Origin of the sequence: Mycoplasmopsis agalactiae 14628 (assembly GCF_000266865.1) — a bacterium.
GTDB lineage: Bacteria > Bacillota_I > Bacilli_A > Mycoplasmatales > Metamycoplasmataceae > Mycoplasmopsis > Mycoplasmopsis agalactiae_A.
Window position 1 is genome coordinate 153685 of the sequence record NZ_AJPR01000003.1, and the last position, 23252, is coordinate 176936.

The 23252-nt window shown below is 31.4% G+C and carries 25 protein-coding genes and 1 rRNA gene; 10 read left to right on the forward strand and 16 right to left on the reverse strand.

What is annotated here, in order from left to right:
* Positions 1-62: 62 nt before the first annotated feature.
* The 6 genes from MAGB_RS00705 to MAGB_RS00730 are packed head-to-tail and all read left to right on the forward strand — an operon-like array spanning position 63 to position 7156.
* Positions 63-1238 (forward strand): thermonuclease family protein, encoded by a 1176-nt coding sequence (locus MAGB_RS00705; protein WP_004023915.1) that lies wholly within the window; start codon positions 63-65, stop codon positions 1236-1238.
* An 8-nt stretch (positions 1239-1246) separates the two neighbouring features.
* The gene (locus MAGB_RS00710; protein ID WP_004023916.1) at positions 1247-3349 is read left to right on the forward strand and encodes an ATP-binding cassette domain-containing protein; all 2103 of its coding nucleotides are present in this window, start codon (positions 1247-1249) and stop codon (positions 3347-3349) included.
* Entirely contained in the window at positions 3333-4400 is a 1068-nt protein-coding gene (locus tag MAGB_RS00715; RefSeq protein WP_004023917.1) for a carbohydrate ABC transporter permease, read from the forward strand. Before MAGB_RS00710 ends, MAGB_RS00715 begins: the two co-directional genes overlap by 17 nt.
* Positions 4339-5322: a carbohydrate ABC transporter permease gene (locus MAGB_RS00720; protein ID WP_004023918.1), complete on the forward strand. Its 984-nt coding sequence runs from the start codon at positions 4339-4341 to the stop codon at positions 5320-5322. Before MAGB_RS00715 ends, MAGB_RS00720 begins: the two co-directional genes overlap by 62 nt.
* Before the next feature lie 15 nt (positions 5323-5337).
* Positions 5338-5616: a hypothetical protein gene (locus tag MAGB_RS00725; RefSeq protein WP_004023919.1), complete on the forward strand. Its 279-nt coding sequence runs from the start codon at positions 5338-5340 to the stop codon at positions 5614-5616.
* A 7-nt stretch (positions 5617-5623) separates the two neighbouring features.
* Positions 5624-7156 carry an MAG5080 family lipoprotein gene (locus MAGB_RS00730; RefSeq protein WP_004023920.1) on the forward strand — a complete coding sequence of 511 codons (1533 nt, stop codon included), beginning with the start codon at positions 5624-5626 and terminating at the stop codon, positions 7154-7156.
* 79 nt (positions 7157-7235) lie between these two features.
* On the opposite strand, the gene obgE is transcribed toward MAGB_RS00730, so the two are convergent.
* Both obgE and MAGB_RS00740 read right to left on the reverse strand, forming a co-directional pair.
* Positions 7236-8504 carry a GTPase ObgE gene (obgE, locus tag MAGB_RS00735; RefSeq protein ID WP_004023921.1) on the reverse strand — a complete coding sequence of 423 codons (1269 nt, stop codon included), beginning with the start codon at positions 8502-8504 and terminating at the stop codon, positions 7236-7238.
* 108 nt (positions 8505-8612) lie between these two features.
* Entirely contained in the window at positions 8613-9440 is an 828-nt protein-coding gene (locus tag MAGB_RS00740; protein ID WP_004023922.1) for a Cof-type HAD-IIB family hydrolase, read from the reverse strand.
* A gap of 286 nt (positions 9441-9726) precedes the next feature.
* Between MAGB_RS00740 and deoD the strand changes: the two genes are divergently transcribed.
* From deoD to deoC, 3 genes are read left to right on the forward strand one after another with little or no spacing between them, the layout of a single operon-like run.
* Positions 9727-10428, forward strand: coding sequence for a purine-nucleoside phosphorylase (gene deoD, locus MAGB_RS00745; protein WP_004023923.1), 702 nt, complete (start codon positions 9727-9729; stop codon positions 10426-10428).
* Between the two features lie 19 nt (positions 10429-10447).
* Entirely contained in the window at positions 10448-11743 is a 1296-nt protein-coding gene (locus MAGB_RS00750) for a pyrimidine-nucleoside phosphorylase (RefSeq protein WP_004023924.1), read from the forward strand.
* A gap of 18 nt (positions 11744-11761) precedes the next feature.
* A complete protein-coding gene (gene deoC, locus MAGB_RS00755; protein ID WP_004023925.1) occupies positions 11762-12430 on the forward strand; it encodes a deoxyribose-phosphate aldolase in 669 nt (222 codons plus the stop codon).
* A 62-nt stretch (positions 12431-12492) separates the two neighbouring features.
* Here the strand turns inward: deoC and tpiA are convergent, their stop codons facing one another.
* Positions 12493-13269, reverse strand: a complete 777-nt coding sequence (gene tpiA / locus MAGB_RS00760; RefSeq protein WP_004023926.1) for a triose-phosphate isomerase — start codon at positions 13267-13269, stop codon at positions 12493-12495.
* Between the two features lie 143 nt (positions 13270-13412).
* Here tpiA and MAGB_RS00765 point away from each other — a divergent pair, with 143 nt between their 5' ends.
* The gene (locus tag MAGB_RS00765) at positions 13413-14465 is read left to right on the forward strand and encodes an MAG5150 family histidine triad lipoprotein (protein WP_004023927.1); all 1053 of its coding nucleotides are present in this window, start codon (positions 13413-13415) and stop codon (positions 14463-14465) included.
* A 62-nt stretch (positions 14466-14527) separates the two neighbouring features.
* Here the strand turns inward: MAGB_RS00765 and MAGB_RS00770 are convergent, their stop codons facing one another.
* The 13 genes from MAGB_RS00770 to MAGB_RS00825 form a co-directional block, all read right to left on the reverse strand.
* The gene (locus tag MAGB_RS00770) at positions 14528-15433 is read right to left on the reverse strand and encodes an energy-coupling factor transporter transmembrane component T family protein (protein WP_004023928.1); all 906 of its coding nucleotides are present in this window, start codon (positions 15431-15433) and stop codon (positions 14528-14530) included.
* Positions 15423-16364 (reverse strand): energy-coupling factor transporter ATPase, encoded by a 942-nt coding sequence (locus tag MAGB_RS00775; protein ID WP_004023929.1) that lies wholly within the window; start codon positions 16362-16364, stop codon positions 15423-15425. The genes MAGB_RS00770 and MAGB_RS00775 overlap by 11 nt, the downstream gene beginning before the upstream one ends.
* Positions 16355-17152, reverse strand: a complete 798-nt coding sequence (locus MAGB_RS00780; protein ID WP_004023930.1) for an energy-coupling factor transporter ATPase — start codon at positions 17150-17152, stop codon at positions 16355-16357. The genes MAGB_RS00775 and MAGB_RS00780 overlap by 10 nt, the downstream gene beginning before the upstream one ends.
* A gap of 168 nt (positions 17153-17320) precedes the next feature.
* On the reverse strand, positions 17321-17686 hold the full coding sequence (gene rplQ, locus MAGB_RS00785) for a 50S ribosomal protein L17 (RefSeq protein WP_004023931.1): 366 nt from the start codon (positions 17684-17686) through the stop codon (positions 17321-17323).
* The gene (locus tag MAGB_RS00790; RefSeq protein ID WP_004023932.1) at positions 17686-18696 is read right to left on the reverse strand and encodes a DNA-directed RNA polymerase subunit alpha; all 1011 of its coding nucleotides are present in this window, start codon (positions 18694-18696) and stop codon (positions 17686-17688) included. The genes rplQ and MAGB_RS00790 overlap by 1 nt, the downstream gene beginning before the upstream one ends.
* Before the next feature lie 18 nt (positions 18697-18714).
* Positions 18715-19116, reverse strand: coding sequence for a 30S ribosomal protein S11 (gene rpsK, locus MAGB_RS00795; protein ID WP_004023933.1), 402 nt, complete (start codon positions 19114-19116; stop codon positions 18715-18717).
* 20 nt (positions 19117-19136) lie between these two features.
* Positions 19137-19508, reverse strand: coding sequence for a 30S ribosomal protein S13 (gene rpsM, locus MAGB_RS00800; protein ID WP_004023934.1), 372 nt, complete (start codon positions 19506-19508; stop codon positions 19137-19139).
* A 6-nt stretch (positions 19509-19514) separates the two neighbouring features.
* Positions 19515-19628: a 50S ribosomal protein L36 gene (gene rpmJ, locus MAGB_RS04140; protein ID WP_004023935.1), complete on the reverse strand. Its 114-nt coding sequence runs from the start codon at positions 19626-19628 to the stop codon at positions 19515-19517.
* A 14-nt stretch (positions 19629-19642) separates the two neighbouring features.
* The gene (gene infA / locus MAGB_RS00805) at positions 19643-19861 is read right to left on the reverse strand and encodes a translation initiation factor IF-1 (protein WP_004023936.1); all 219 of its coding nucleotides are present in this window, start codon (positions 19859-19861) and stop codon (positions 19643-19645) included.
* 5 nt (positions 19862-19866) lie between these two features.
* Positions 19867-20616, reverse strand: a complete 750-nt coding sequence (gene map / locus MAGB_RS00810) for a type I methionyl aminopeptidase (RefSeq protein ID WP_004023937.1) — start codon at positions 20614-20616, stop codon at positions 19867-19869.
* A 40-nt stretch (positions 20617-20656) separates the two neighbouring features.
* Positions 20657-21307: an adenylate kinase family protein gene (locus MAGB_RS00815; protein ID WP_036433104.1), complete on the reverse strand. Its 651-nt coding sequence runs from the start codon at positions 21305-21307 to the stop codon at positions 20657-20659.
* Positions 21301-22782, reverse strand: a complete 1482-nt coding sequence (gene secY, locus MAGB_RS00820) for a preprotein translocase subunit SecY (protein ID WP_004023939.1) — start codon at positions 22780-22782, stop codon at positions 21301-21303. Before secY ends, MAGB_RS00815 begins: the two co-directional genes overlap by 7 nt.
* A gap of 349 nt (positions 22783-23131) precedes the next feature.
* Positions 23132-23252: ribosomal RNA gene (locus tag MAGB_RS00825) — 23S ribosomal RNA — on the reverse strand; the annotation flags it as partial.

Sequence of the window (23252 nt, forward strand, 5' to 3'; positions counted from 1 at the left end):
CTTTAGCTACACAAAATAAACCAGTTCAACTGGTTTATTTAATGAAATGGACAAATTAAATAATGAAAAAACAATTAAAAAATATGCTGATTATTTCTGCTGGAATTTCTGTTATATCACCAGTTATTTCAGCATCATGCGGTAATAAAGGCACAGTTAAAGCTAAGGAAGTTGCTGATATATATCTACCAGATAATTTCGACATTAAGGAACTAGGATACTTTGAGAAAAAGAAAATTTTCAATAAAGCTGATTCTATAAACTTAAACAGTATTGACTATACTAAAAACACTACTTTTGAATTGCCAGATGAAAAAGATTTCTTTTTGAAAATATATTCAATAACACCTCCTGCAATTGATGAAAATACAGTTGTTCCAGCAGATAAGGATATAGAAGTAAGTACTGAAATTAATTTAGTATTTAGAATAGTTTACAAAGATCCTAATGAAAACAGTGTTGAATTAGTTGATGGCTGAGAGAGAAAATTAAGCATAAAAAATGACAAATTTGTGCTTCATTCACTTAATTCAGTTTACAACAGTTTTGAAAGCATCAAAGCTAATGCTTTTGAGTTTAAAAATATTGACTGAGATAAGCTAAAAGCTAAATATTTTGATGCTGAGATTGTAGAATGAAGCGATGGCGATACACCTAAAGTAAAAGTTACTGCTGTTGATCCATCTAATACAACTGTTAAAGTCGGAGAAGAAACAAAAATTAGAATTTCAGGAATAGATACGCCTGAAAAGTTTGTTGGCAATAACAAAAGTAGAGACTTTGAGCACAATTATGCAAAATTATCTTCAAGATTCGCTGAAGAAACAGTACCTAAAGGCTCAAAAGTTAGAGTTTATGCCGATCAAAAAGATGCTTTTGGAAGATGAGTAGGTGACGTGTTCTTTGGCGAAAATTACAAATACTTATATTCAGTTGAAATAACACGCTCAGGCTTAACCCTACCTTACTTTAGTGAAGTTTCTCAAGCATTAAATTTTGCTAAAAACCCTCTTTACTGAGAACACTATGCACTTTTACAACTAGCTAATGCATTTGAATTTGCTATAACAAACAAAAAAGGATTTTTCAAAACTTTTGCTTTGCCATACTGAATTCAATCAAATATTTATAGAATGAAGCCTAATGGTAAATGAACTTTACTAGATAAAAAATCTGAAAGAAATTTATTTAACATTGAAGGCATTAACTTAATCAATGATTCATACAAAAATAAATAAGGAACCATATGATTTGACTACGAAAACTTATTGATAATATTAAATTATCAACAGCTAAAGTCTCTGAGAGTGATCTAGCTGAATACAATAGACTGTCAGATAAAATTCTTAATTCAAACACAGATTCTGAAGAAGTTCCTGCAATTGAATTAAAAAATGTAATTATCGACTTTGGTGAAACACTAGCTGTTGATGATGTTAGTTTCAAAATTCCTAATGGTAAATTAGTTACTCTTTTGGGCCCATCAGGTAGTGGTAAGACAACAACTTTAAATGCAATAAGTGGACTATTAACAATTACTAGTGGTAATGTTTACTTTAACGGTAAAGATGTTACTAGTTTATCACCACAACAAAGAAAACTTGGTTTTGTTTTCCAAAACTATGCTCTTTATCCACACATGAGTGTTTTTGATAACATTGCTTTCCCTCTTAAAAATGACGTTAAGTGACAAAATAAAGCTATTGACAAGAAAAATAGTGCAATTATCAAAATCAAAAACCTTTATTTAAAAACTCTTGGTGCTTCAGATGAAGAAATTAGCACAATCAACAATTTATGAAATGTTTACTTAAACATTGAAAAAGAAGTTGACTATGAACTTAATAATTTTATGGTTAAGAACAATAAAATTATTGAAAAAGCTAAGACTGATTATAAGCTAGCTAAAATTCATTATGAAGGCGAATTAGCTACAATTTCAAAAACAATTTTAAAAGCATTTAATAGTTTGAAAAAGTCATACAAGCTTAAGAAAGATAAAATCAAAAAGCACTTTAATCTTCTTAAACTCAATAATGCACTTAAAGATGAATCGGAATATCCAGCTTGCCAATTTTTAAATAATCTTGATAAGTCACTTCTTTCATTTAAAAAAGTTTCAAACATCGATGAAGCTACAATGAAGTACAATGAACTTCAACAAGTTATTTCAGAAATATCAAACATCGAGTGAAAAGATTATTCAGAAAAAGATCAATATGAGCTTTTAAATACTGAAAATAAGCTACTTAAGGCAAGTTTATACTACAAATACTGCATGAACTCACTTAAAGCTATTGAAAATGGCGAAAAAGCAGTAGCTGAGTCTAAAGCAAAGCTTAAAGAAGCTAAAAATGCTGATAAAGAATTAAAAACTTCAAGCAAATCAGAGCTTAAAAAACTAAAATACAACTTTAAGCACATGCGTTTTATCGCTTACAAAGTCTTTAAAACTTATGCTGACGAAATTTATGCTAAATACAACCTTGAAGCTGTTATGAAAGATGATAATGAGCACAAAAGTGCTAATTTATCAGATGCGCAAAGAGAAGAAATTTATGAACTTTCAAAAGACATAATTTCAATTAAAAAAGCTATTTTTAATGAAGTTATGGAAGTTGCTAAAAGAGTTGAAATATTACCAATCTTGCAGAAAAAACCAACAAGGCTTTCTGGTGGTCAACAACAACGTGTTGCTATAGCACGTGCTATTGTTAAAAAACCAGATATTTTACTAATGGATGAGCCACTTTCAAACCTTGATGCTAAATTGCGTATTTCAACAAGACAATGAATTCGCCAAATTCAAAGAAACCTTGGCATCACAACAGTCTTTGTTACTCACGACCAAGAAGAAGCTATGTCAATCAGTGACATTGTTGTATGTATGTCAACTTCAAAAGTTCAACAACTAGGTTCACCTTTAGAGCTATATAACAGGCCTAAAAATAAATTTGTTGCTCGTTTCTTAGGTATGCCAGAAATGGGACTATTCCCTGGTCAATATGAAAATGGCAAGCTTAATGTTTTAGGCAAAACTGTTAAAGGCATTACTTTTAGTAATTATGACCAATTTAGCTGTAATGTAGGGGTAAGAGCAGAGGACTTTGATATTAAGTCTTCAGAATCTGAAGCTAATTACACTGGACTAGTTAAAGCTGTTGAAAACTTTGGAAAAGAAAGCAAGCTAATTGTCGAAGTTGCCGAAGCTGGCGATGTTAACTTCTTAGTTTCTAACAACTTTGACTACAACATTGGCGATAAAATTTACTTCAATCTCCCTGCTAACCACCTTCACATATTTGACAAGGCAAATGACGAAAGAGTAGAGTATGAAGTTAAAAAATAGTTTTTGAGCTAAACTCTCACACAAGTCTCCTGCCTTGTCCAAAGTGGCTATGAATAAGCAAGCAAATAAAAAACTACAGTCTCTTTCTGAATCTGTAGTTGATAAAAGAACGCCTGCTTGAAAACCTTTTTCAATGCTGCTTCCAACAATCATAATATTATTGACTTTTACTATTGTTCCTTTTATTATTAACTTAGAATCAGCTTTCTTTATTAAAGATGATGATGGAGTAAGTCGCTTTACTTTTAAAAACTTTGCAGATTTATTATCTGATGAAAAATATGCTGTCGGTGTAAGAAATGCCTTGATGTATGGGCTTATAGTCTTACCATTTGTTATGGCCATATCACTGCTTATATCATCATGTATAGCCAGCGTTTATCGTAAGTGAGCAAGAGGAATATGACAAAGTATCTTCTTCTTACCATACATGACTAATGCTGTTGCTGTCTCATTATCATTTATTCAATTCTTTGCACCAAATGGTATGTTCAACACCATTTTCAAGATCAATACTCCATGATTAGAAAAAGGTGATATCTTTGCCTTTGAAGCTTTATTCCCATTATTAATTCATGGTATATGATCAGGACTTGCATTTAATGTTTTAATCTTTACAACAGCAATGCTTTCTGTTGACAAAAACCTCTATAAATCAGCTTCAATCGACGGAATTGGTGGCATTAAACAATTCTTTACAATCACCCTTCCATCAATTAAGTCAACTACAACATTTTTAATTACACTTGGAATTATTAATGGTATTAAAGTTTTCCCACTAGCATTGTTTAACAACAGGCCTAATGACGCTATTGTTAATGGTGCTTCAACACTAATGCTTTATGTATACCACATGACTAAAGAAGGTAATGATGCTTTAGCTTCTGCTTCAGCTGTTATGCTTTTTGTAATTGGTTTTACATACTCATTAATTATTAGAAGAGGATTTAATGCAGTAATACACGCATCAATTAATTTAGGAGAATCTAATGTTTGGAACAAGATTAAAAATTCGCCAGTGATGATCGAATATCAAGCTAAGAAAGAATAAAGAAACTACTGCCAATCAAGTTAGAGACAACTCAATTGTATCTTTAGCTACTTGGTCATTTCTTAAAATTGCTATTCTAGTATTATTCGCTGCAATTGTCCTCTTCCCATTTTTCTATATGTTAACTATCTCAGTTATGCCTAAGTCGCAAGCTGAAGAGTTACAAAGTCACTTTAGTTTCTGACCTAAGTCTTGAGAGTGACAAAACTATATTGAAGCTGCACAAGGAAGCAAAGACAGCAAAGGTTACTGATATGCTTTCTGACTAACATTTGCCAATGTTATCTTCTCAATAGTTTTAAAAATATTTGTCACGATGCTTTGTGGATATGCCTTCTCACTTAAAAAATGAAGAGGCAAGGAAATTATGTGAGGCTTTTTCATCTCACTGCTTGTGCTCCCTGAAGTGGCTTTATTATTTGGTCAATATAAAGTCGTTATTTCTTTAGATAACCAATTTGATGTGCTTAAAAGCTTTATGGGTGCTATTTCCATGATTGCCTTGCCATTTGTGGCTTCAATCTTTAATGCGTTAATGTTTAGAAATGCTTTTGAAGCAATTCCTGGCAGAATTAAAGAAGTTGCCATGGTTGATGGTGCTGTTGGGGCTAAATATTTATTCAAAATAGCTATGCCAATGGTTCAACCTACAACTTTAACAATTGTTATTCTAACAACTCTTGCTTCATGGAACTCATATTTATGACCTGCATTGCTTTTCACGGGCAAAGGTTATGAAATTATGTCAGTTTGATTATTCGAAGTTGGACGTGAAACTATTGATAATGTTACTAGAATTCACCAAAATGTAAAAATGGCTGGTGCTGTCCTAGTTATTCTGCCAATGTTTGTGTTCTACTTTATCTTTAGAAAGAGAATTATGTCATCTATTTCTAGACAAGGTAGTGCTATTAAGGGTTAATGGAAGGATACAGTCATGAAAAAAGTTAAGATTAAAAGCCTTACAATTGTATGATCAATTCTTGCATTAATTGCTTTGGTGCTCATTATTTATTGCTCAATAATTATTCATAATGCTTTATTTATAATTGATATTAATGATTTTGTCTCTTTAGATACTACCGTTATAAGCCAAGCTAGATACCAAATGGCTTACTCAATCGCTGGCATTTCTATCTCAGTAATCATTTTCTTAATTGGAATTTTTATTGCATATGCTGGCATCAAAAGTTGAAACTACAAGGCTATTTTATAGGAGAATAATGAAAAAAAATATTAAAAAAACGCTGCTAATTTCATCTTCATTTACAGCCTTAGCCTTGCCTATTGTTTCAGCTAGCTGCATTCATAAACTAAGCCCTAGCATCCTGCTTGCTAAGGAGTTTTTAAAAAATAACCCTGTATCTAAAGACGATAATAAAAAGAACATAGACTTACGCATTGCTCACTTAAAAGAATTAGCTTCTAAAGAAAGCGATTCAAACAAGAAGACTGAATATCAAACTAGAGCTGCCAACATTGAAAGTGTTAAGGACAAATTACATAAAGAAATTACAGAAACTAAATATTTATATTTTGCTAATGACCTTAAAGCTATAACTATTACCTTTAAAAAACTCTCTTCTATTGTTGGCTCTAAAGTACACCATGAAGATTTAAAAGCTATTCTTAGAGGCTATTTTGATGGCACGCCATATTTATCAACATTCTTAGCAATGGAAGATAAATTAGTTAGAAAAAACAGTGCTAATGCTTATGGTAGCTCACTTTCAGAATACAACTCTTGAGTTAAGCCTTATTCGCAAACATCAAACTATTATTCTGAAAAATTCTTATCATATGTAGAGGAAGCTGAAAAGAATAAAACTAAACCTGCTGAAGTTATTCAACATGTGCTTCAATTCTACAAAGATAATAAAATAAGAATTAACAAAGAAAACTATGAATATGGCTACCTTTTAGCTCTTCCACCTGTTAATTTTTTAAGCAACTATGACCTTTCATATAATGAAAAAATATCAACCCCTGTGCCTTTATTTAAACACGAAATTAAGCAAGATAGTGAAAAGTGAAAAGAATTTATTGCTAACACTTCTGAATTTTTAGAAAAAAATCAAGATTTATTATCAGAAATGAATGAAGATGACTTTAGACTAGATAATGACAAAGAAAGATTTGAAAAGTACTATAACACAATGAAAAATTATGGCACTACATCAATTCAAATTGTTAAACTAGTTCAAGACATCTTATTCATTAACGGCTGACGCTTTCCTGCCTATATTTCAGCTAGATTGGTAAAAAATGAGCAAACTAAAAAGTATGATTTTAAATACTTTTTAGAAGTGTTAGAAAACCCGGCTGAACCTAATAAAAAAGAAAGTTATAAAACTTATGACATTATCAAGGATCTTGACTTAGATAACCCTGATAAAAAAGTAACAGTTAGACCACAAGAATCATACTTGCCAACTCAATCTGATAAATGAGTAGATGAAATTAAAAATCTTGAAGATATTTCTAACTATGAAGAAGTGACTGATTATGATAGATTAAAACCATTGGTTACAAAAATTAGTGATCAAAAAACTGAAATTGCTGAACTTAAAAAACAATTAGAATCGGCTTCAGATGAAGCAAGCAAAAAAGAATTACAAGCTAAAATTAAAGAAAAAGAAGATTCTCAAAAAAGTGCTCAAGAAGCTTTTGATAAAGAAAAAGCTAATCAGCTAGAAGTAGTTAAAAAATTCTTAGAACACATGAATTTAGGTCAAAAAATTGCTAAATTAAGCTAAAAATTAGCAAACAAAAGCAACAAGGATTTCTCTTGTTGCTTTTTTTCTTTTATGCCTATAAAACAAGCATATTGCTCAATTAGAACTCTCCGTCCCATTCGAATTCGTATTCTAATATTCTAACTGTATCACCTGGTTTTATGTCATATTTAAGCAAATCATCTCAAACACCTATTTTTTTAAGCATTGTGTTAAAACGAATCAAGTTGTCATAACTTACTAGTGGTATTTTGTGATATATTTGCTCAATTTTTGGCCCAGTTATTTCAAAAAAACCTGCATAAGGATTACTTATCTTGTAATCATCTTCAAGTTTAATTTCAACAATTTCTTCTGCCTCTTCCTCTTTCTCGGCTGGAAGCGATTTAGCTTCTTCAAGTATTTTTCAAATTTTACCTTTTAGCTCGTCTAAATTATGTCTTTCAATTGCACTTATTTCAACAATTTCAACATCAGGATATTTAGCTTTAAAATTATTTACTCTTTCCTTAAAGCCCTGTAAATCAGACTTATTGGCAACAACAACTTTAGGCTTGCTTGCTAATTTCTTGCTATATTCTTCAAGCTCTTTATTAATTATTTCAAAGTCATCAATAGGATTTTTTTCATCAGAACCAAAGTCAATTATTTGAACAACAACTCTACATCTTTCAATGTGTCTTAAAAATTGAATTCCCAACCCTTTTCCTTCTGAAGCTCCCTTAATTAATCCAGGTAAGTCAGCAACTGTAAAAGAGTGATCGTGGTATTTTACTAGTCCTAATTGTGGCACTAAAGTGGTAAATTCATATTCAGCAATCTTAGCTTTAGCATTCGAAATTGCACTTAGCAAAGTGCTTTTTCCAGCACTAGGCTTACCAATAATTCCAACATCAGACATAACTTTAAGCACTATATGAGCTAAATATTTTTCGCCAGGAGTACCATTTTCGCAAATTCTAGGTGCAGTGTTTCTACTGCTTTTAAATTTAGCATTTCCCCTGCCACCAATTCCACCTTGTGCTACTAAGTATTCTTTTTCTTCAATGATATCTGCAACTAATTTATCATTTTTAAACACCATTGTACCAATAGGCACTTTAACATAAGTACTTTTGCCAGTAGCTCCATAAAGATTTTTAGGGCCGCCATTGATGCCATCTTCGGCACTAATTTGCTTATTTCCATATAAAGATAGTAAAGTATTTTTGCCTTTATCGCCTACAAAATAGATGTTTCCGCCTTTTCCGCCATCTCCGCCATCAGGCCCACCTTTGTCGACATGAGCCTCTCTTCTGAAGGAAATAATACCATCGCCTCCTTTGCCAGCTACTAGTGTTAATTTAATTTCATCAATAAATTTAGCCATAAATACCACCTTATTACTTTCAAAATTTTAGCAAAATATTATTGATATTAATATTTTGAAAATTATAAAAAAGCCATTTTGCTTTATAAATAAGGCAAAAATGGCATCTTACTGTTCGCCTTTTTTACTTAAGCTTTCGTGAAATTTTTCAACATAGTCTAAAATTGCATGCCCTAAGCCGTGCTCTTGCACATCTTTTGTGATAAAGTTTGCTCTTTTCTTAACCTCATCATTTGCATTATCCATAACATATGAATAGTTGAATTTTTTAAACATACTAAAGTCGTTTTCACTATCACCTATTACCATAACTTCATCTTTGCTATATCCCTTTAATACATTTTCAAGCATTCAGACAATGGCATTTCCTTTAGATTCTTTTACTGGCAATATTTCTAAATTCATATGTGTTTTAATTAGCTTGCACTTAAACTTAGACAACTCAGCCATTAGTTCATCAACTTTGTCAAAATCCTCAAAGTACACTTCCATTTTTGCAATAGGTTTTATATCTTCTTCACCTTTGTACATTGTGAATTGATCAAAGCTTTCATATCTGTAATAAATTTTGTTTAAAAACTCTTTTTCATTTTCTCTAAAAGCATAAAAAATATGACTTGATCAAGCAGCTGCTGGAATGTTTTGTTCATAAAAAAATTTAAAAATTTGCTTAACTACATCAGCATCAATGTAGTCTTCCTTTACAAATTTAGCACTCTTGTAATCATAAATTTGTGCGCCCGATGAGCCTATAATATAGTCAGCGTCGGTAAGTTTTGCTAATTTTAGCATTCTAGGGCAAATAGGATTCCCTGTTGCTATATTGAAGCTTATTTGATATGACTTAATAATATCTAAATTGAAGTTAGATACGTAGTTATCACGTGAGTAAATTGTGCCATCGACGTCACTAAAAACAATGCCTTTTTTAAGCATATGCCCTCCTTATCATTAATGTGAAAAATATATATTAATAAATGTCATTAAATAATATAGAAATATGAAAAAAATGATAGAAAAATGAGCAAAATTTTCAGACATTTTTAGGACACTTTTGGCATCATATGTAGCCCAATTCACCCTTTGATATGTTAAAATATATATGATGGTTTTATTAATAAAATAAGACTTATTACAAACTCATTCTAATAAAATACAAATCGCACATATAATCAGATTTTTATTAGATTCGGAAATTTAAATATTGCATTAAGGAGAAGATATGACACCACACATAAACGCGCCAAAAGGATCAATTGCTAAACTAGTTTTAATGCCTGGAGATCCATTAAGAGCTAAGTATATTGCCGAAACATTTTTAGATGAAGGCTATGAATTAGTTAATACAGTTAGAAATGTTTTTATGTACACAGGCACATACAAAGGTAAAAAAGTTTCAATAGCTGCTAGTGGAATGGGTTGCCCATCAATTGGTATATATAGTTATGAATTATTTAAATTCTATGATGTAGACAAAATCATTAGAGTTGGTTCTACAGGTGCATATGTAGAAGATTTAAAATTATATGACACAGTGTTAGTTGATTCAGCATATGCTGATTCAAATGCTTTTAGAAAATTAGTTTTAAACGATCACTCATATGTTGCATATCCAAGTGCTTCATTAAATGAAGAAATCAAAAAATCTGCACAAAATTTAAACATTGAGCTCAAGACAGTTAGAACTCACTCATCTGACGTATTTTATTCATCAGTTCCTCTTAGCCAAAGAATAGCTGAATCAAGTGCTGCTTGCGTGGAAATGGAAAGCTATGCATTATTTACTAATGCTGAAAAACTAGGTAAACAAGCTGCATGTTTACTAACAGTTAGCGATAACTTAATTACTCACGAAGAAACAACACCTGAAGAGCGTCAAACATCATTTAACAATATGATGAAAATCGCTTTAGAATTAGCTTAATTAAACCATAGGATTTTAAATGCGTATTGTTGATTTAATTGAAAAAAAGAGACTAGGTAAGCCATTAAGTAATGAAGAAATTGACTTTTTATTAGGCTCATATGTTAATGGTTCAACTCCTGATTATCAAATGGCTGCATTTTTAATGGCAGTTATGTTTCAAGGTATGGAATCAGCTGAGCTAGCTTACTTTACTAAATTCATGATGCACTCTGGCGATGTTATTGATCTTTCGGATATCCCAGGAATAAAAGTTGACAAACACTCAACCGGTGGAGTTGGTGATAAAACCACTCTAGCAGTTGCACCTATTTGCGCAGCACTAGGTGCTCCTGTTGCTAAAATGTCAGGTAGAGGACTAGGACACACTGGTGGAACTATTGATAAGTTAGAATCAATTCCAGGTTTTACAGTTGAGCTTACTGAAGCACAATTTAAAAAACAAGTCAAAGAACACAAAGTTGCTGTAATAGGGCAAAGTAGTTCGCTTGTGCCTGCTGATAAAAAGATTTATGCATTAAGAGATGTTACTTCATGTGTTCAATCAATACCGCTTATTGCTTCAAGCATTATGTCTAAAAAACTTGCAACTGGAAGCGATGCAATTTTGCTAGATGTTAAATGCGGCAATGGCGCTTTTATGAAAACACCTGAACTAGCTAAAGAACTTTCTAAAACAATGATCTCAATTGGCAAAGAACTAGGGGTTGATGTTAGAGCTGAAATAACTAATATGTCTAGACCAATTGGTAGAGAAATAGGAAACAAAAATGAAGTTTTAGAAGCTATTAAAACTCTTCAAGGTAATGGACCAGCTGATTTTAATGAATTAGTCTACTCATCATGTGCAACAATTATGGAACAATCTAAAATTGCTAAGTCGCATGAAGAAGGTTTAAAGCTTGTTGACGAAGTTATTAAAAATGGCAAAGCTTTAGAGAAATTCTATGAATTTATCGCCTTACAAGGTGGTGATGTTGAAGCACTAAAAAGTCCATCTTTCTGAAGTCCAAAATTTTCATATGATATTTATGCTGATAAAGATGGCTATTTAGAAATTTTTGATGCATTAGCATTTGGAATTGTAGCTATGAAACTAGGTGCTGGCAGAGCTACTAAAGAAGATAAAATTGATTTTGAAGCGGGTATTACATTACACAAAAAGACCAATGAAACAGTCAAAAAAGGTGATAAACTATTTACACTTTACTCTTCAAAAGAAATTAATCCTGAATTAGAAAAAGAACTATCAAGTGCATACAAAATAGGCTCAGAAAAAGTAGAAAATAAAATTATTATTGATAGGTTAAAATAGCTAAAACAAAGGAATAAAATGAAAATTGATTACAATAAAATGATTGACCACACATTTTTAAAAGCAGAAGCTACAAAGGCTGATATTGATAAATTGATAGCTGAAGCTAAGCAATATGGCTTTAAGACTGTATGTGTTAATTCATCATATGTTCCATATGTTAAAGAACAATTAATGGGTTCTAATGTTGGTATAACATCAGTTATAGGTTTTCCACTAGGTGCAATGCTTACAAATTGCAAAGCTTATGAAGCAGCCGAAGCAATCAAAGCTGGTGCTGATGAAATTGATATGGTCATTAACATTGGCAAGCTAAAAGACAAAGATTACGACTATGTGCTTAAAGACATTATGGTGGTAAAACACGCTTGTGGTGACCATGTGCTAAAAGTTATTATTGAAACAGCACTTTTAACAAAAGAAGAAATAGAAAAAGTTACCGAAATAGTTATGCAATCAGGAGCTGAATTTATCAAAACCTCAACTGGCTTCTCAACCCGTGGTGCTAGTTTAGAAGATGTTAAAATCATGAAATCAATTTGCGGTGACAAGCTATTAATTAAAGCTGCTGGTGGAATATCAAATAAAGATGATATGGTAAAAATGCATGAAGCTGGTGCAACAAGATTTGGCACAAGTAGATCAGTTGCTATAGTTGAAGGCAATGAATCACATGGTGGCTACTAAAATACACTAAAATAAAAAACTGAGTAAGCAAACTGCTGTTGCTACTCGGTTTTTTGTTTTCTTTATTTAGGCATAATGCCATCAGAATTAACAGAAATAAGTTTTAAAAATTTATCAATTTTTAAGCTTGCTGAACCAACCAAAAATCCGTTTAAATTAGGCAAATTGGTAAAATCATTAATATTGTTTTCATTAACACTTCCGCCATATAAAACAGGCACTTCTGGACTAGTTAATTTATGAATTAATGCACTCACATTTTCAACTTCTTCAGGAGTTGGAGTAATGCCAGTACCTATTGATCAAACTGGTTCATAGGCAATAATAACTTTATGAATATTAACTTCGTCTAGCAAAATTTGTAACTGCTTATGAATAGCTGCTTCAGTTCTGCCAGCATCTCTGTCTTCCTTAGATTCACCAATACATATAATTGGAGTAATGTCATATTTAACTGATTGCTTAATTTTTAAGTGAGTAGATTCATCATTTTCATGATTTGTATGATATCTTCTTCTTTCAGAGTGCCCACATAAAGCATACGAGACATTGATATCTTGTAGCATTCTTGCACTAACTTCACCAGTAAAAGCACCTTCTTCGTTTTTTGACATATTTTGGCTACATAATTTTAATTCAGGAACTTTGTTTGTAAAATAGGCAGTTAGATTACATTGCGAGGGCGCAACACCAAAAACGTTATTATCAATATAAGGAATTAATTGTGGATTGGCTTTTCTAAATTTTTTGTACTCTATTGCAAATTCATCAAAAAAGTTTAATGTCTCAGTAAATGTTTTATACATTTTTCAATTTCCAATTATTATAAATTGTTTCATTACTTCTCCTTAATTTAGGAAACTTATTCAACAAAATGCTATGTATTTGTGAATTAAAGCATATTAGTTTGGCACATTTTTTACTTTATAATTATTATATTAAAACATATTATTGAATAATCTTCAATATGTAGAAAGATATTATGAAAAATAAATTAAAAAAATATTTGCTATGTGCTCCTTTATTAAGTGTGCCATTAGTTTTATCAGCTAAATGCAATGGAGAATCTAATAATCAAGGGGAGAATAATACTAAGTCTGTAAGTGAACTAATTAAGCAATATAAAGAAAAAATTGATAAAGTTGAAAGTGATTTTTTAGCTAAAAGAGTTAATAATTCCTTTCATTCGGATAATTCTGAAACAAAAAATTTCTTCAACACAACTTTATATGAGAACTTAGTTAATAATGTGGCTGATGCTGATTCATCTTATAATATGGACAAGAAAATGCAAGAGTTCTATGACTTGGTAAAAAAAGACGAACAGGCCTATAAAACAGTCAAAGACAGCTTTTTTGACTATGAACAAAATTCACAATCAGCTAAGATCACTAAAGCACTTGTAGCTATTGTAAATGATTTAAATGTGCAAGTGTTAAATAACTCTAATAAGTTTTTTGATGACTTCAATAATAAAGAATCTAAGGATAATTCAAAAATTATTTACTATGCTTATCCACAAATTAGCCAGTCAGCAGCCTTTTTAACAAACAAAGAATGAAGTGAATGAATTCAAGATGATTTTAGACTTGTGTATAGCTCATTAATAAACTATGATAAATCAACCTTAATTGAGCCTTCACAATTTAAGTCTGACTTAATAAAAATCTATGATTCAAACACAGGTGCTAATTCAAACCATAATCATTCACATGCTACATATAGCATGATTTGAGAGTTTATGAACTACTTAAATGCTTTTCATGAAATAGCTACTAAATTAAATTATGCTCAAAGTGTTAGCAAGATTAAAAATGAATTAAAAAGCAAGCCTGAATTACTAAAGATATTTGACCAATTAACTAGTAAAACAGACTTATTGGTAAAAAATTCAGAGTTAAGATTACTTAATCCGCTTTATGATAAAGCTAGAGAAGCATTTAAATTATTAAATGACATTAGGATCGCTTTAAAAAGAATAGCTGATTCATTAAAGTTAGATAGTGGCACTGTAAATAAAATATTGCCTGCTTAAAGTTAGTTAAAAATAAAAACACCCGCACTTTATTTGCTGATGTTTTTTTAATGCTAAGTTAATTAGAATGCAAAGAACGTGTTGGCATATCAAGCAGCATTGTTTGTTGGTATAATTTGCTTATCAACTAATACTACATAAGTAATTGCTCAGGCCGCAATAAGCACTAAGAATATATCTCTTCATGTAGGAATAATTAATCTATATTTAGTTCTTTTTGCATAAGGATTATATCCTCTTGTTTCCATTGCGTTTGATAAATCTTCAGCTTTTGAAAAGGCTGTAACAAATAATGGAATTATTAAGGTTGTAAATGATTTAACTTTGTCTTTAAACTTACCGTTTTTAAAGTCAACACCCCTGCTAGCTTGCGCTTTAGTAATTCTTTGGGCTTCTTCTAATAATGTAGGAATAAATCTTAAAGCAATGTAAATAATCATTACAATCACGTGTGTTGGGATAAATAATAATTTAAGTGGCATTAATAAGTCATCAATTGCTTTTGATAAAAGCATTGGCTTAGTTGTATTAATCATTAAACTGGTTGCCATTATCATAATATAAACACGCACAACTAAACCTAAGGTTCTGGCAATAACTTCTCAAGAAATAAAATAACTTTTTCCTAAGTGAATTGGAAGTGGGTATCAATCTTTCAATTTTCTAAAATTCTCAGTCCATACACCAGAAGCATCATATGGCTTTAAGCCCATTGTGTAAATATTAACTCAGAAAAGAAAGAAACCTATAATCAGCGGCATTATTCATAGTCTTAAGAAAGCTGTAGGGCTTTTTGTTTCGATTAAGTATAAAATTCATAGTGGTAAAAGAATAATTCCAAGTGTAAGAAAATCTTTTGCCACAAATGTTAAAACAATGTAAATTATGATGAATATAATCTTGAACCTAGGATCCATTTTATGAACCACAGTGTCATTCATCATATAACGACCATAATTACTGTTCATCTTTGACCCCACCTTTTTTACTTTTTTTATTCATATACTTGTTAATAAAGCTTGCTAATTCATCAATTGAAGTAACTCTAGGAACACTTATTCCTTTTTCTTCTAATTTAGATACAAAATCTAAAAGTTTAGGTGGTTCCATATAATTATTTTTTAAAAATTCAGTATCTCTTAAAACATCATGAGTGTCGCCGTCTTTGACAATTTTGCCGTCTTTGAAAGCTAAAACTCTTTGTGTGTACTCTAAGACATTATCTAGATCGTGAGTAACAATAATAACTGTTTTGCCTTGTTTATGGAGCTCTTTGAAAATATTTAGTATTTCAATTACACCAACAGGATCTAGCCCAGCTGTAGGCTCATCAGCTATTATAAAATCAGGTTCCATTGCTAATATTCCAGCTAAGGCTACTCTTCTTTTTTGCCCACCAGAAAGCTCAAAAGGTGAACGTTTTAGAAATGATTCATCTAGTCCAACTAATTTAATATATTTTGCAGCTCTTTCAAGCGCTTCTTGTTTGCTAACTCCAAAGCTTCTTGGGCCAAAAGCTATATCTTTTTCAATTGTTTCTTCAAACAACTGATATTCAGCAAACTGAAACACAACACCAACTCTTTTACGAAGATCCTTAGCTTTTTTAACTTTTTTTCTTCTGGTTGGTTTAATAACAAAACTTTCCATAAATTTTTCTTTTTCGCCTGTTGTATGGTTTATTTTGTCATTTTCAAAAACTCATTCAACGCTTCCTACGCTAGGTAATAATAATGCATTGAGATGCTCAATGAAAGTAGTTTTACCGCTACCAGTTTGTCCAATTATACCCACAAATTCGCCTTGCTTTATTGAAACATTGACATTGTCAATTGCATTAAGCTCATAAGGAGTTTTAGCTAAAAATGTGTGCACTAAGTCTTTAACAGTTATTTGCATATTTGATCTAATAACTCCTTTTCATTATATGTTGGCTTAATACCATTAATTTTTTCACTTAGCTTGTAAATAAAAGGAGAGTCAATTTTTGCTAAGCTTAGGATTTCTTTGTTGTTTAAAATTTCACTAGGAGAGCCTGAAGCTATTACTTTGCCTTCAGAAAAAACTAAACAATAATCAGCTAAGATCGCTTCGTCCATATCGTGAGTGATTGAGATAAGAGTTTTCTTTCTTTCTTTTTGCACTGTACTGATAATATCAAGCACTTTTCTCTTGCCTAATGGATCAAGCATGCTTGTTACTTCGTCGAAGATGATAATATCAGGATCTAGCGCTAGTACTGAAGCAATAGCTACACGTTGTTTTTGGCCACCAGAAAGTGACTGTGGGCTTTTTTCTAAATAATTACCCATTCCAACTTTGTGCGCTAATTCGTCAATAATAGGCTTCATTTCCTTACGTGGAATGCATTTGTTTTCCAGTCCAAAAGCAACATCATCTTCAACTGATGCACCAATGAATTGGTTATCTGGATTTTGAAAAATAATTCCTATTTTGCCTCTTATTTCTCTAAGTGTTTCTTTACTTATGGTTGTGCCGTCTAATTCAATTTTGCCATCAGCAGGCTTATAAAGAGCTACAAGTAGTTTAGAAAATGTACTCTTACCAGAACCATTGTGTCCTAAAATAGCAACATATTTGCCGCTTTCTATTTCTAAATTAAGATTTTCAATAGCATTAGCTTGTGCGCTAGGGTATTTAAACATTAAATCAGTGACTTTGATCATAATGTGTTTATTATACTACCAAAATAGAATTGTTACTTTAGCTTTTTAAACTATTTTAAAGGCAAAAAGGAAAAATAAAATGACGTGGTTTCACGTCATTAAATAAAAGGAATTTAGCAATCGTTTTTAATACTTGAATATTAATAATTTTAAGAAAGATGGAGAGTTTTAAACTAATTCAATAATAGCCATAGGTGCATTGTCACCTTGACGGTTTACTAACTTGTAAATTCTTGTGTAGCCACCATTACGTTTTGCATATGATGGAGCGATTGTGTCAAATAAGTGTTTAAGTACATCTTTCTTGCCTTCTTCAACTAATGTTGGACGCAAGAAACTTGCACAAATTCTACGGTTTGCAAGAGTTGGGTTTTTTGCTTTAGTAATTAATTTTTCTGCATGTCTACGTAATTCTTTTGCACGTGTAAGTGTAGTTGTTATACGACCATTAGCAAATAATTCACTAACTAATGTTCTCATAACACCTTTTCTTCATTTAGCATCACGGCTGTAAATTTGGGTTGGATTAGCCATTATTCATCTCCTTTATTAAGAGTGAAGCCATTTAGTTTTAAACATTCTTGAATTTCATCTAATGATTTTCTACCTAAGTTCTTAGTTTGTTCTAATTCTTCTCAGGTCATAGCTGCTACTTCAGAAGCCTTTGTTTTACCAATTCTCTTAAGAGCATTTAATGAACGAACTGAAAGACCTAGTTGGTTAATATCAACATCATTTTCAATTGGTTCATCATTATTAACTTTTTCTTCTTCAAATACATCAATTTTCATTGCATCAACATCGCCAACAGTCATAAAGTGTGCTACTAAAATCTTGCAAGCTTGGTTTATAGCGCTTTTAGCATCAACTGTACCATCAGTTTTGATTGTAAAAAGTAATTCTTCTTCAATTTTGTTGCTTGATGTATTTAGTTCTTTAACAGTGTAACTGCATTTTTCAACAGGACTAAAATTGCTGTCTACAGCTATAAATAAGCCTTTTTTGATGTTTGATTCAATTTTTGAAGCAAATAATGAATCGTTTTGGATGAACTTTTTGTTGCTTTCATTTGAAATAAAACCTCTGCCAGGTCTTAAGAATAACTCAATTACTAATGAACCTTTTTGGATATTAGCAATTTCTTGGCTTTTGTTAATTATTTCAACTGAAGGATTGCTAATTTCAATGCTCTTAGATGTAACAACTCCAGGTTGTTCAGCTTTAATTGTTGCTTTAATGATTTCACCATCTTTAACAAATTCAGGATTGTATTTGAACTTTACTTTTCTTAAATTCATTATGATAGCTGTAACGTCTTCAACAATTCCTGGAATTGTTTGAAACTCGTGGCTAACGCCTGAGATCTTGATTGCAAATAATGCTAAAGAAGTAATATTAGATAATAAAACTCTTCTTAGTGCAACTGCAACAGTGTTAGCAAAGCCTCTTTCAAGTGGTTTAAGTGAAAATGTAACTTCATTTAAATTGTTATTGATAGCAGAGTTACTTACTTGTAAGTAATCTAATTTAGACATTCTTTCCATAAGTGTTACTCTCCTTTGTTATTTTCTCATTTTTTCACGTTTAAGAATACGTTTTGGAGGTCTAGTACCATTGTGTGGCACTGGAGTTACGTCTTTAATTTCAGTAACAGTGATGCCTGATACTTCAATTTGCTTTCTAGCAGCATCTTTACCAGCACCTATACCTTTAAGTTCAACTCTTACGCTTTTAATACCATGCTCTTTAGCAGCTTCTGATGCTGCTTGGGCAGCTAAACCAGCTGCATAAGGGGTTTTCTTTTTGGTTCCTTTATAGCCAATAGCACCTGAGCTACTTCACGCTATAACGTTACCTAATTCATCAGCAAATGTCACAATTGTGTTTTGGTTAGTTGAGTGGATGTGTGCGACACCTTTAGTAATGTTTTTCTTTTTTGTTTTCTTAACAACTTTATTAGCCATAATTTATTCTCCTAAATTAACTATTTAGTTGATTTCTTACCAGCAACAGTCTTTCTAGGACCTTTTCTAGTTCTAGCATTACTTTTGGTGCTTTGGCCTCTAACAGGTAGACCTTTACGGTGTCTAATTCCACGGTAGCATTTAACTTCCATTAAACGTTTGATGTTTAATGAAACTTCTCTACGTAAATCACCTTCTGTGACATATTCTTTTGCAATTTCTCTAATTGCACTAAGTTGTGCTTCTGATAAGTCTTTAACTCTGATGTTTTCATCAATTTTTGCTTTTGCACATATTTCTTGTGCGCTTGTTCTACCAATACCATAGATGTAAGTTAATGAAATAACTACACGTTTATTGTTTGGTATTTCTATATTTAAAATTCTTGCCATCTAATTTTATCCTTGTCTTTGTTTGTGTTTAGGGGTAGAGCAAATTACCCTGATAACACCTTTACGTTTGATAATACGACAATCTTTACACATTCTTTTTACGCTAGCTCTAACTTTCATAAATTAGTTATCTCCTATCTATTGTGCCGATATGTAATACGCCCTCTTTGTAAGTTATATGGGCTTAATTCAACATCGACTTCATCGCCAGGTAAAATTCTAATGCGATTTACACGCATTTTACCTGAAATGTTAGCCTTAATATCTTGTCCACTTTCTAAAGTTACTAAATATTCATCAGTTGAATAGATTTCTTTAACTTTTGCTCTAATTTTAATAGCGTCCTTTGCCATTTTTATTAGATTCCTTTCGTCAATACAACACCTTTGCCATTTTTAATTAAAACTGTGTGCTCATAATGAGCAGCATTTAGCCCGCTAGCGCTAACAACAGTTCATTTATCTTTTTTAACATACACTCGATTTGACTTTTGTAAAATCATAGGTTCTATGCAAATAACCATATTATCTTTTAGAAAAATGCCAGTGCCTTTTTTGCCTTCATTTGGTATATAAGGATCTTCATGTAATTCCTTACCAATGCCATGCCCTGTGTACTCTTTTGGTGTGTATAAATTATTATTTTTAATTACTTCGCCAATAGCATAACTAATATCGCCAACTCTAGCGCCTGGTTTAATTGCAGCTAAACCTGCTTCAAAAGCTAATTTAGCTACTTCAATAATTTTGCTATCACTTTCAGTAATTTTGCCAACGCCTTTGGTAAAAGCGCTGTCACTTTTGTATCCATTATAATCACATCCTAAGTCAATTTTGACAATATCACCGTCTTTAATGACATAATTAGATGGAATGCCATGGATAAGTTCGTCATTAACAGAGATGCAGGCCGTAGCTGGAAAACCATATAAGCCTTTAAAAGCTGGCTTTGCACCTCTTTTGATTATTTCATTAAAAGCATGACGATCTAGTTCTTTTAATGAAATTCCTGGTCTTACAAGGTCATATAAAACTGCTTTGACCTCTGCCAGGATTTGGCAACTTTTAGAAATTAACTCAATCTCGCGACTACTTTTGATTGATACCATATTAATTCCTGCTTTACTTTGAATAATGCTTTTATTAAGTTTATTTTGTTAATGAACTAACAATTAAGTCTGCTAATACTTTTGGATCGCTATCGGCATCAAAAACATGAATTTTGTTTTTATAATGCTCTAACAATGGGCCAGTTTGTTCTTTATAAACTTTAAGTCTATTTTTAATCGATTCAGGCGAATCATCTTTACGTGTGATTAATTCAGTGCCACATTTATCGCAAATATTCCCTTTGCTAGAAGGCATAAAATCAATGTGAAAGCCTGCTTTACAATTTGGGCAAAAACGACGTCCTGATAATCTTTTTAATATTAGATCCTCATTAGCACGAAGCTCAATTACTTCATATTTAAAATAAGGAAGACTATCCAAAAACTCAACTTGCATAAGTGTACGTGGATAGCCATCTAAGATAACAATTTTACCAGAATTATTATAATTTTCTAAAGCTTTAGCAACTATTTCATTGGTTATATCATCAGGCACATAGCCGCCAGATTCAACTATTGAAGAAATCTTTTTACCTAGCTCACTCGCTGAAGCTATTTCAGCTCTAAAAATGTTTCCTGTTGATAAATGAACTAGACCATATTCTTTAGCAATTATTGATGCAACTGTACCCTTGCCAACGCCAGGAGGCCCCATAAAAACTAAATTATTTATATTTTTTGCTTCTATCATAATAAACCATCCTCAGTCTTAGGTAAATTGCCCTTGCTTGGTTTGCTTTCAGTTTCATTTTCAAAAGCACCTGTATAATTAACCGCTTTAGATTCGGCAATGTTTTCTGAAACAATTCTTGATATTCTTTTTTGTTTTGAAAGCTGGCTTGATTTTATTCTAGCTTTGAATTGATCAATTGTTTCAATCGAAACCGATACTAAAATCATCATACCCGTTCCACCGAAAGCCATGGCTGCTGGAATAGCTAACGCTATAACCATTAAATATTGGAATGAAACTAAGATAACTAAGTAAAAAGCACTAAAGGTTGAAAGCCTCATGACTACACTAATTAAATAATCTTCGGTTTGCTCACCAGGTTGAATTCCAGGAATAAAGGTTGAATTTTTAGTAAAGTCTTCAGCTATTCTATCAACACGCGATTGTTGCAAGCCCATAATAAAGGTAAAGAAGAAAGTAAATATAACTAGTAAGCTTAAACCAAGTGGTTTTGAAAAGTCCATATTTTCTCTAATTCATATAGCTGCTGTGTTGGTGTTAGGTAGTATACGTGCAATTAATATTGGCAATGAAACAAACATTGAGGCAAAAATAATTGGCATAACTCCAGCAGGATTTAGCTTTATAGGAAGCTTACCCATATCTTTTACACTTTTACTTCTACCAGCTCCTATTTGTTGAATTGGAATATGTCTTTCAGCTAAGTAAACCATTATTATGACAAATAAAAGTGCTAAATAAACAAATAAATATGTTAAGAACTTTAAAACACCTACAACAATTGCTGAACTTTCAGTATCACTTACATAAACACCTCATGCAGTTTGAAACTGATTTGGCAACTGAAATGCTATACCAACAAAAATAATTAAGCTGGTACCATTTCCAATTCCTTTGTTTGTAATTTGCTCAGCTATAAATAGTGAGAATAATGATCCACCAATTAAAATAAAAGGAAGTAAAAAGTAAGTAACTAAATTTTTATTTAAGCCATAAGAGTCAATTCTAATAAAAGGGTTATCTCCACTACTTAAGGCTATAGTAAGCATAAATGACTGTGGAAAAGCTATAAAAAGAGTTAAAACTCTGGTAATTATATTAATTTTCCGTCTGCCTTCAGGGCCAGATTGTGACAATTTTTGCATTGCTGGAAAAGCTTTAGTTTGTAATAAGGACATTATCAAAGAGGCGTTAATAAATGGACTTATTCCTAATGCAACTAGTGAAAATTGTCTAAGTCCGCCACCACCGATAAGATTTAATGTGCTAAGAAATGTATCATTATCAATTGAATTATTGATATTACTAAAAGTGACAAAAGGAGATTTGACTGTAGTCATAATTAAATAAATAGCTAAAAGTGCAGCAGTATAAAGAAACTTTTTAGTAATTTCTTTTGTGCTTCATCACTCATTTCATTTTTTGCCAAATTTATAGAAAAATTCGCGAATTTTTAGCCCTGAATTCTTCATATGCCTCCTTTTTTAGCCACTAGAACCTTAGTCAATATTACTTATATAAAATATATGTAATATTATAATGAATTTAGTTAAAAAATAAAGTCTTTTTACTTTCGGTTTATATAAAAATTGCTGTTGTTTAAAGTAAAAACAACTTATCTAATTTACTAAAAATTATTGTTAGTAAAATTTTCTTCTAAAGCTGTTTTATAGTGTTATACGGCAAAATTATTGTTGCTTTTTTGCTATTATTTTCTAAAAATATTTAAGAAAATAAAAAAAGTGCCTTGGCACTAATATATTCTCTGAAAACTGAATAGTAATTTATATAATTCATTGAAATGTCTTAATCAACATCTCTACTTTTAAACCTTTCAATTTATTAGTACTGGTCAGCTCAACACATTGCTGTGCTTACACATCCAGCCTATCAACCTCATAGTCTATAAGGAATTTCAAGGGAATACTAATCTCTGAGGAGG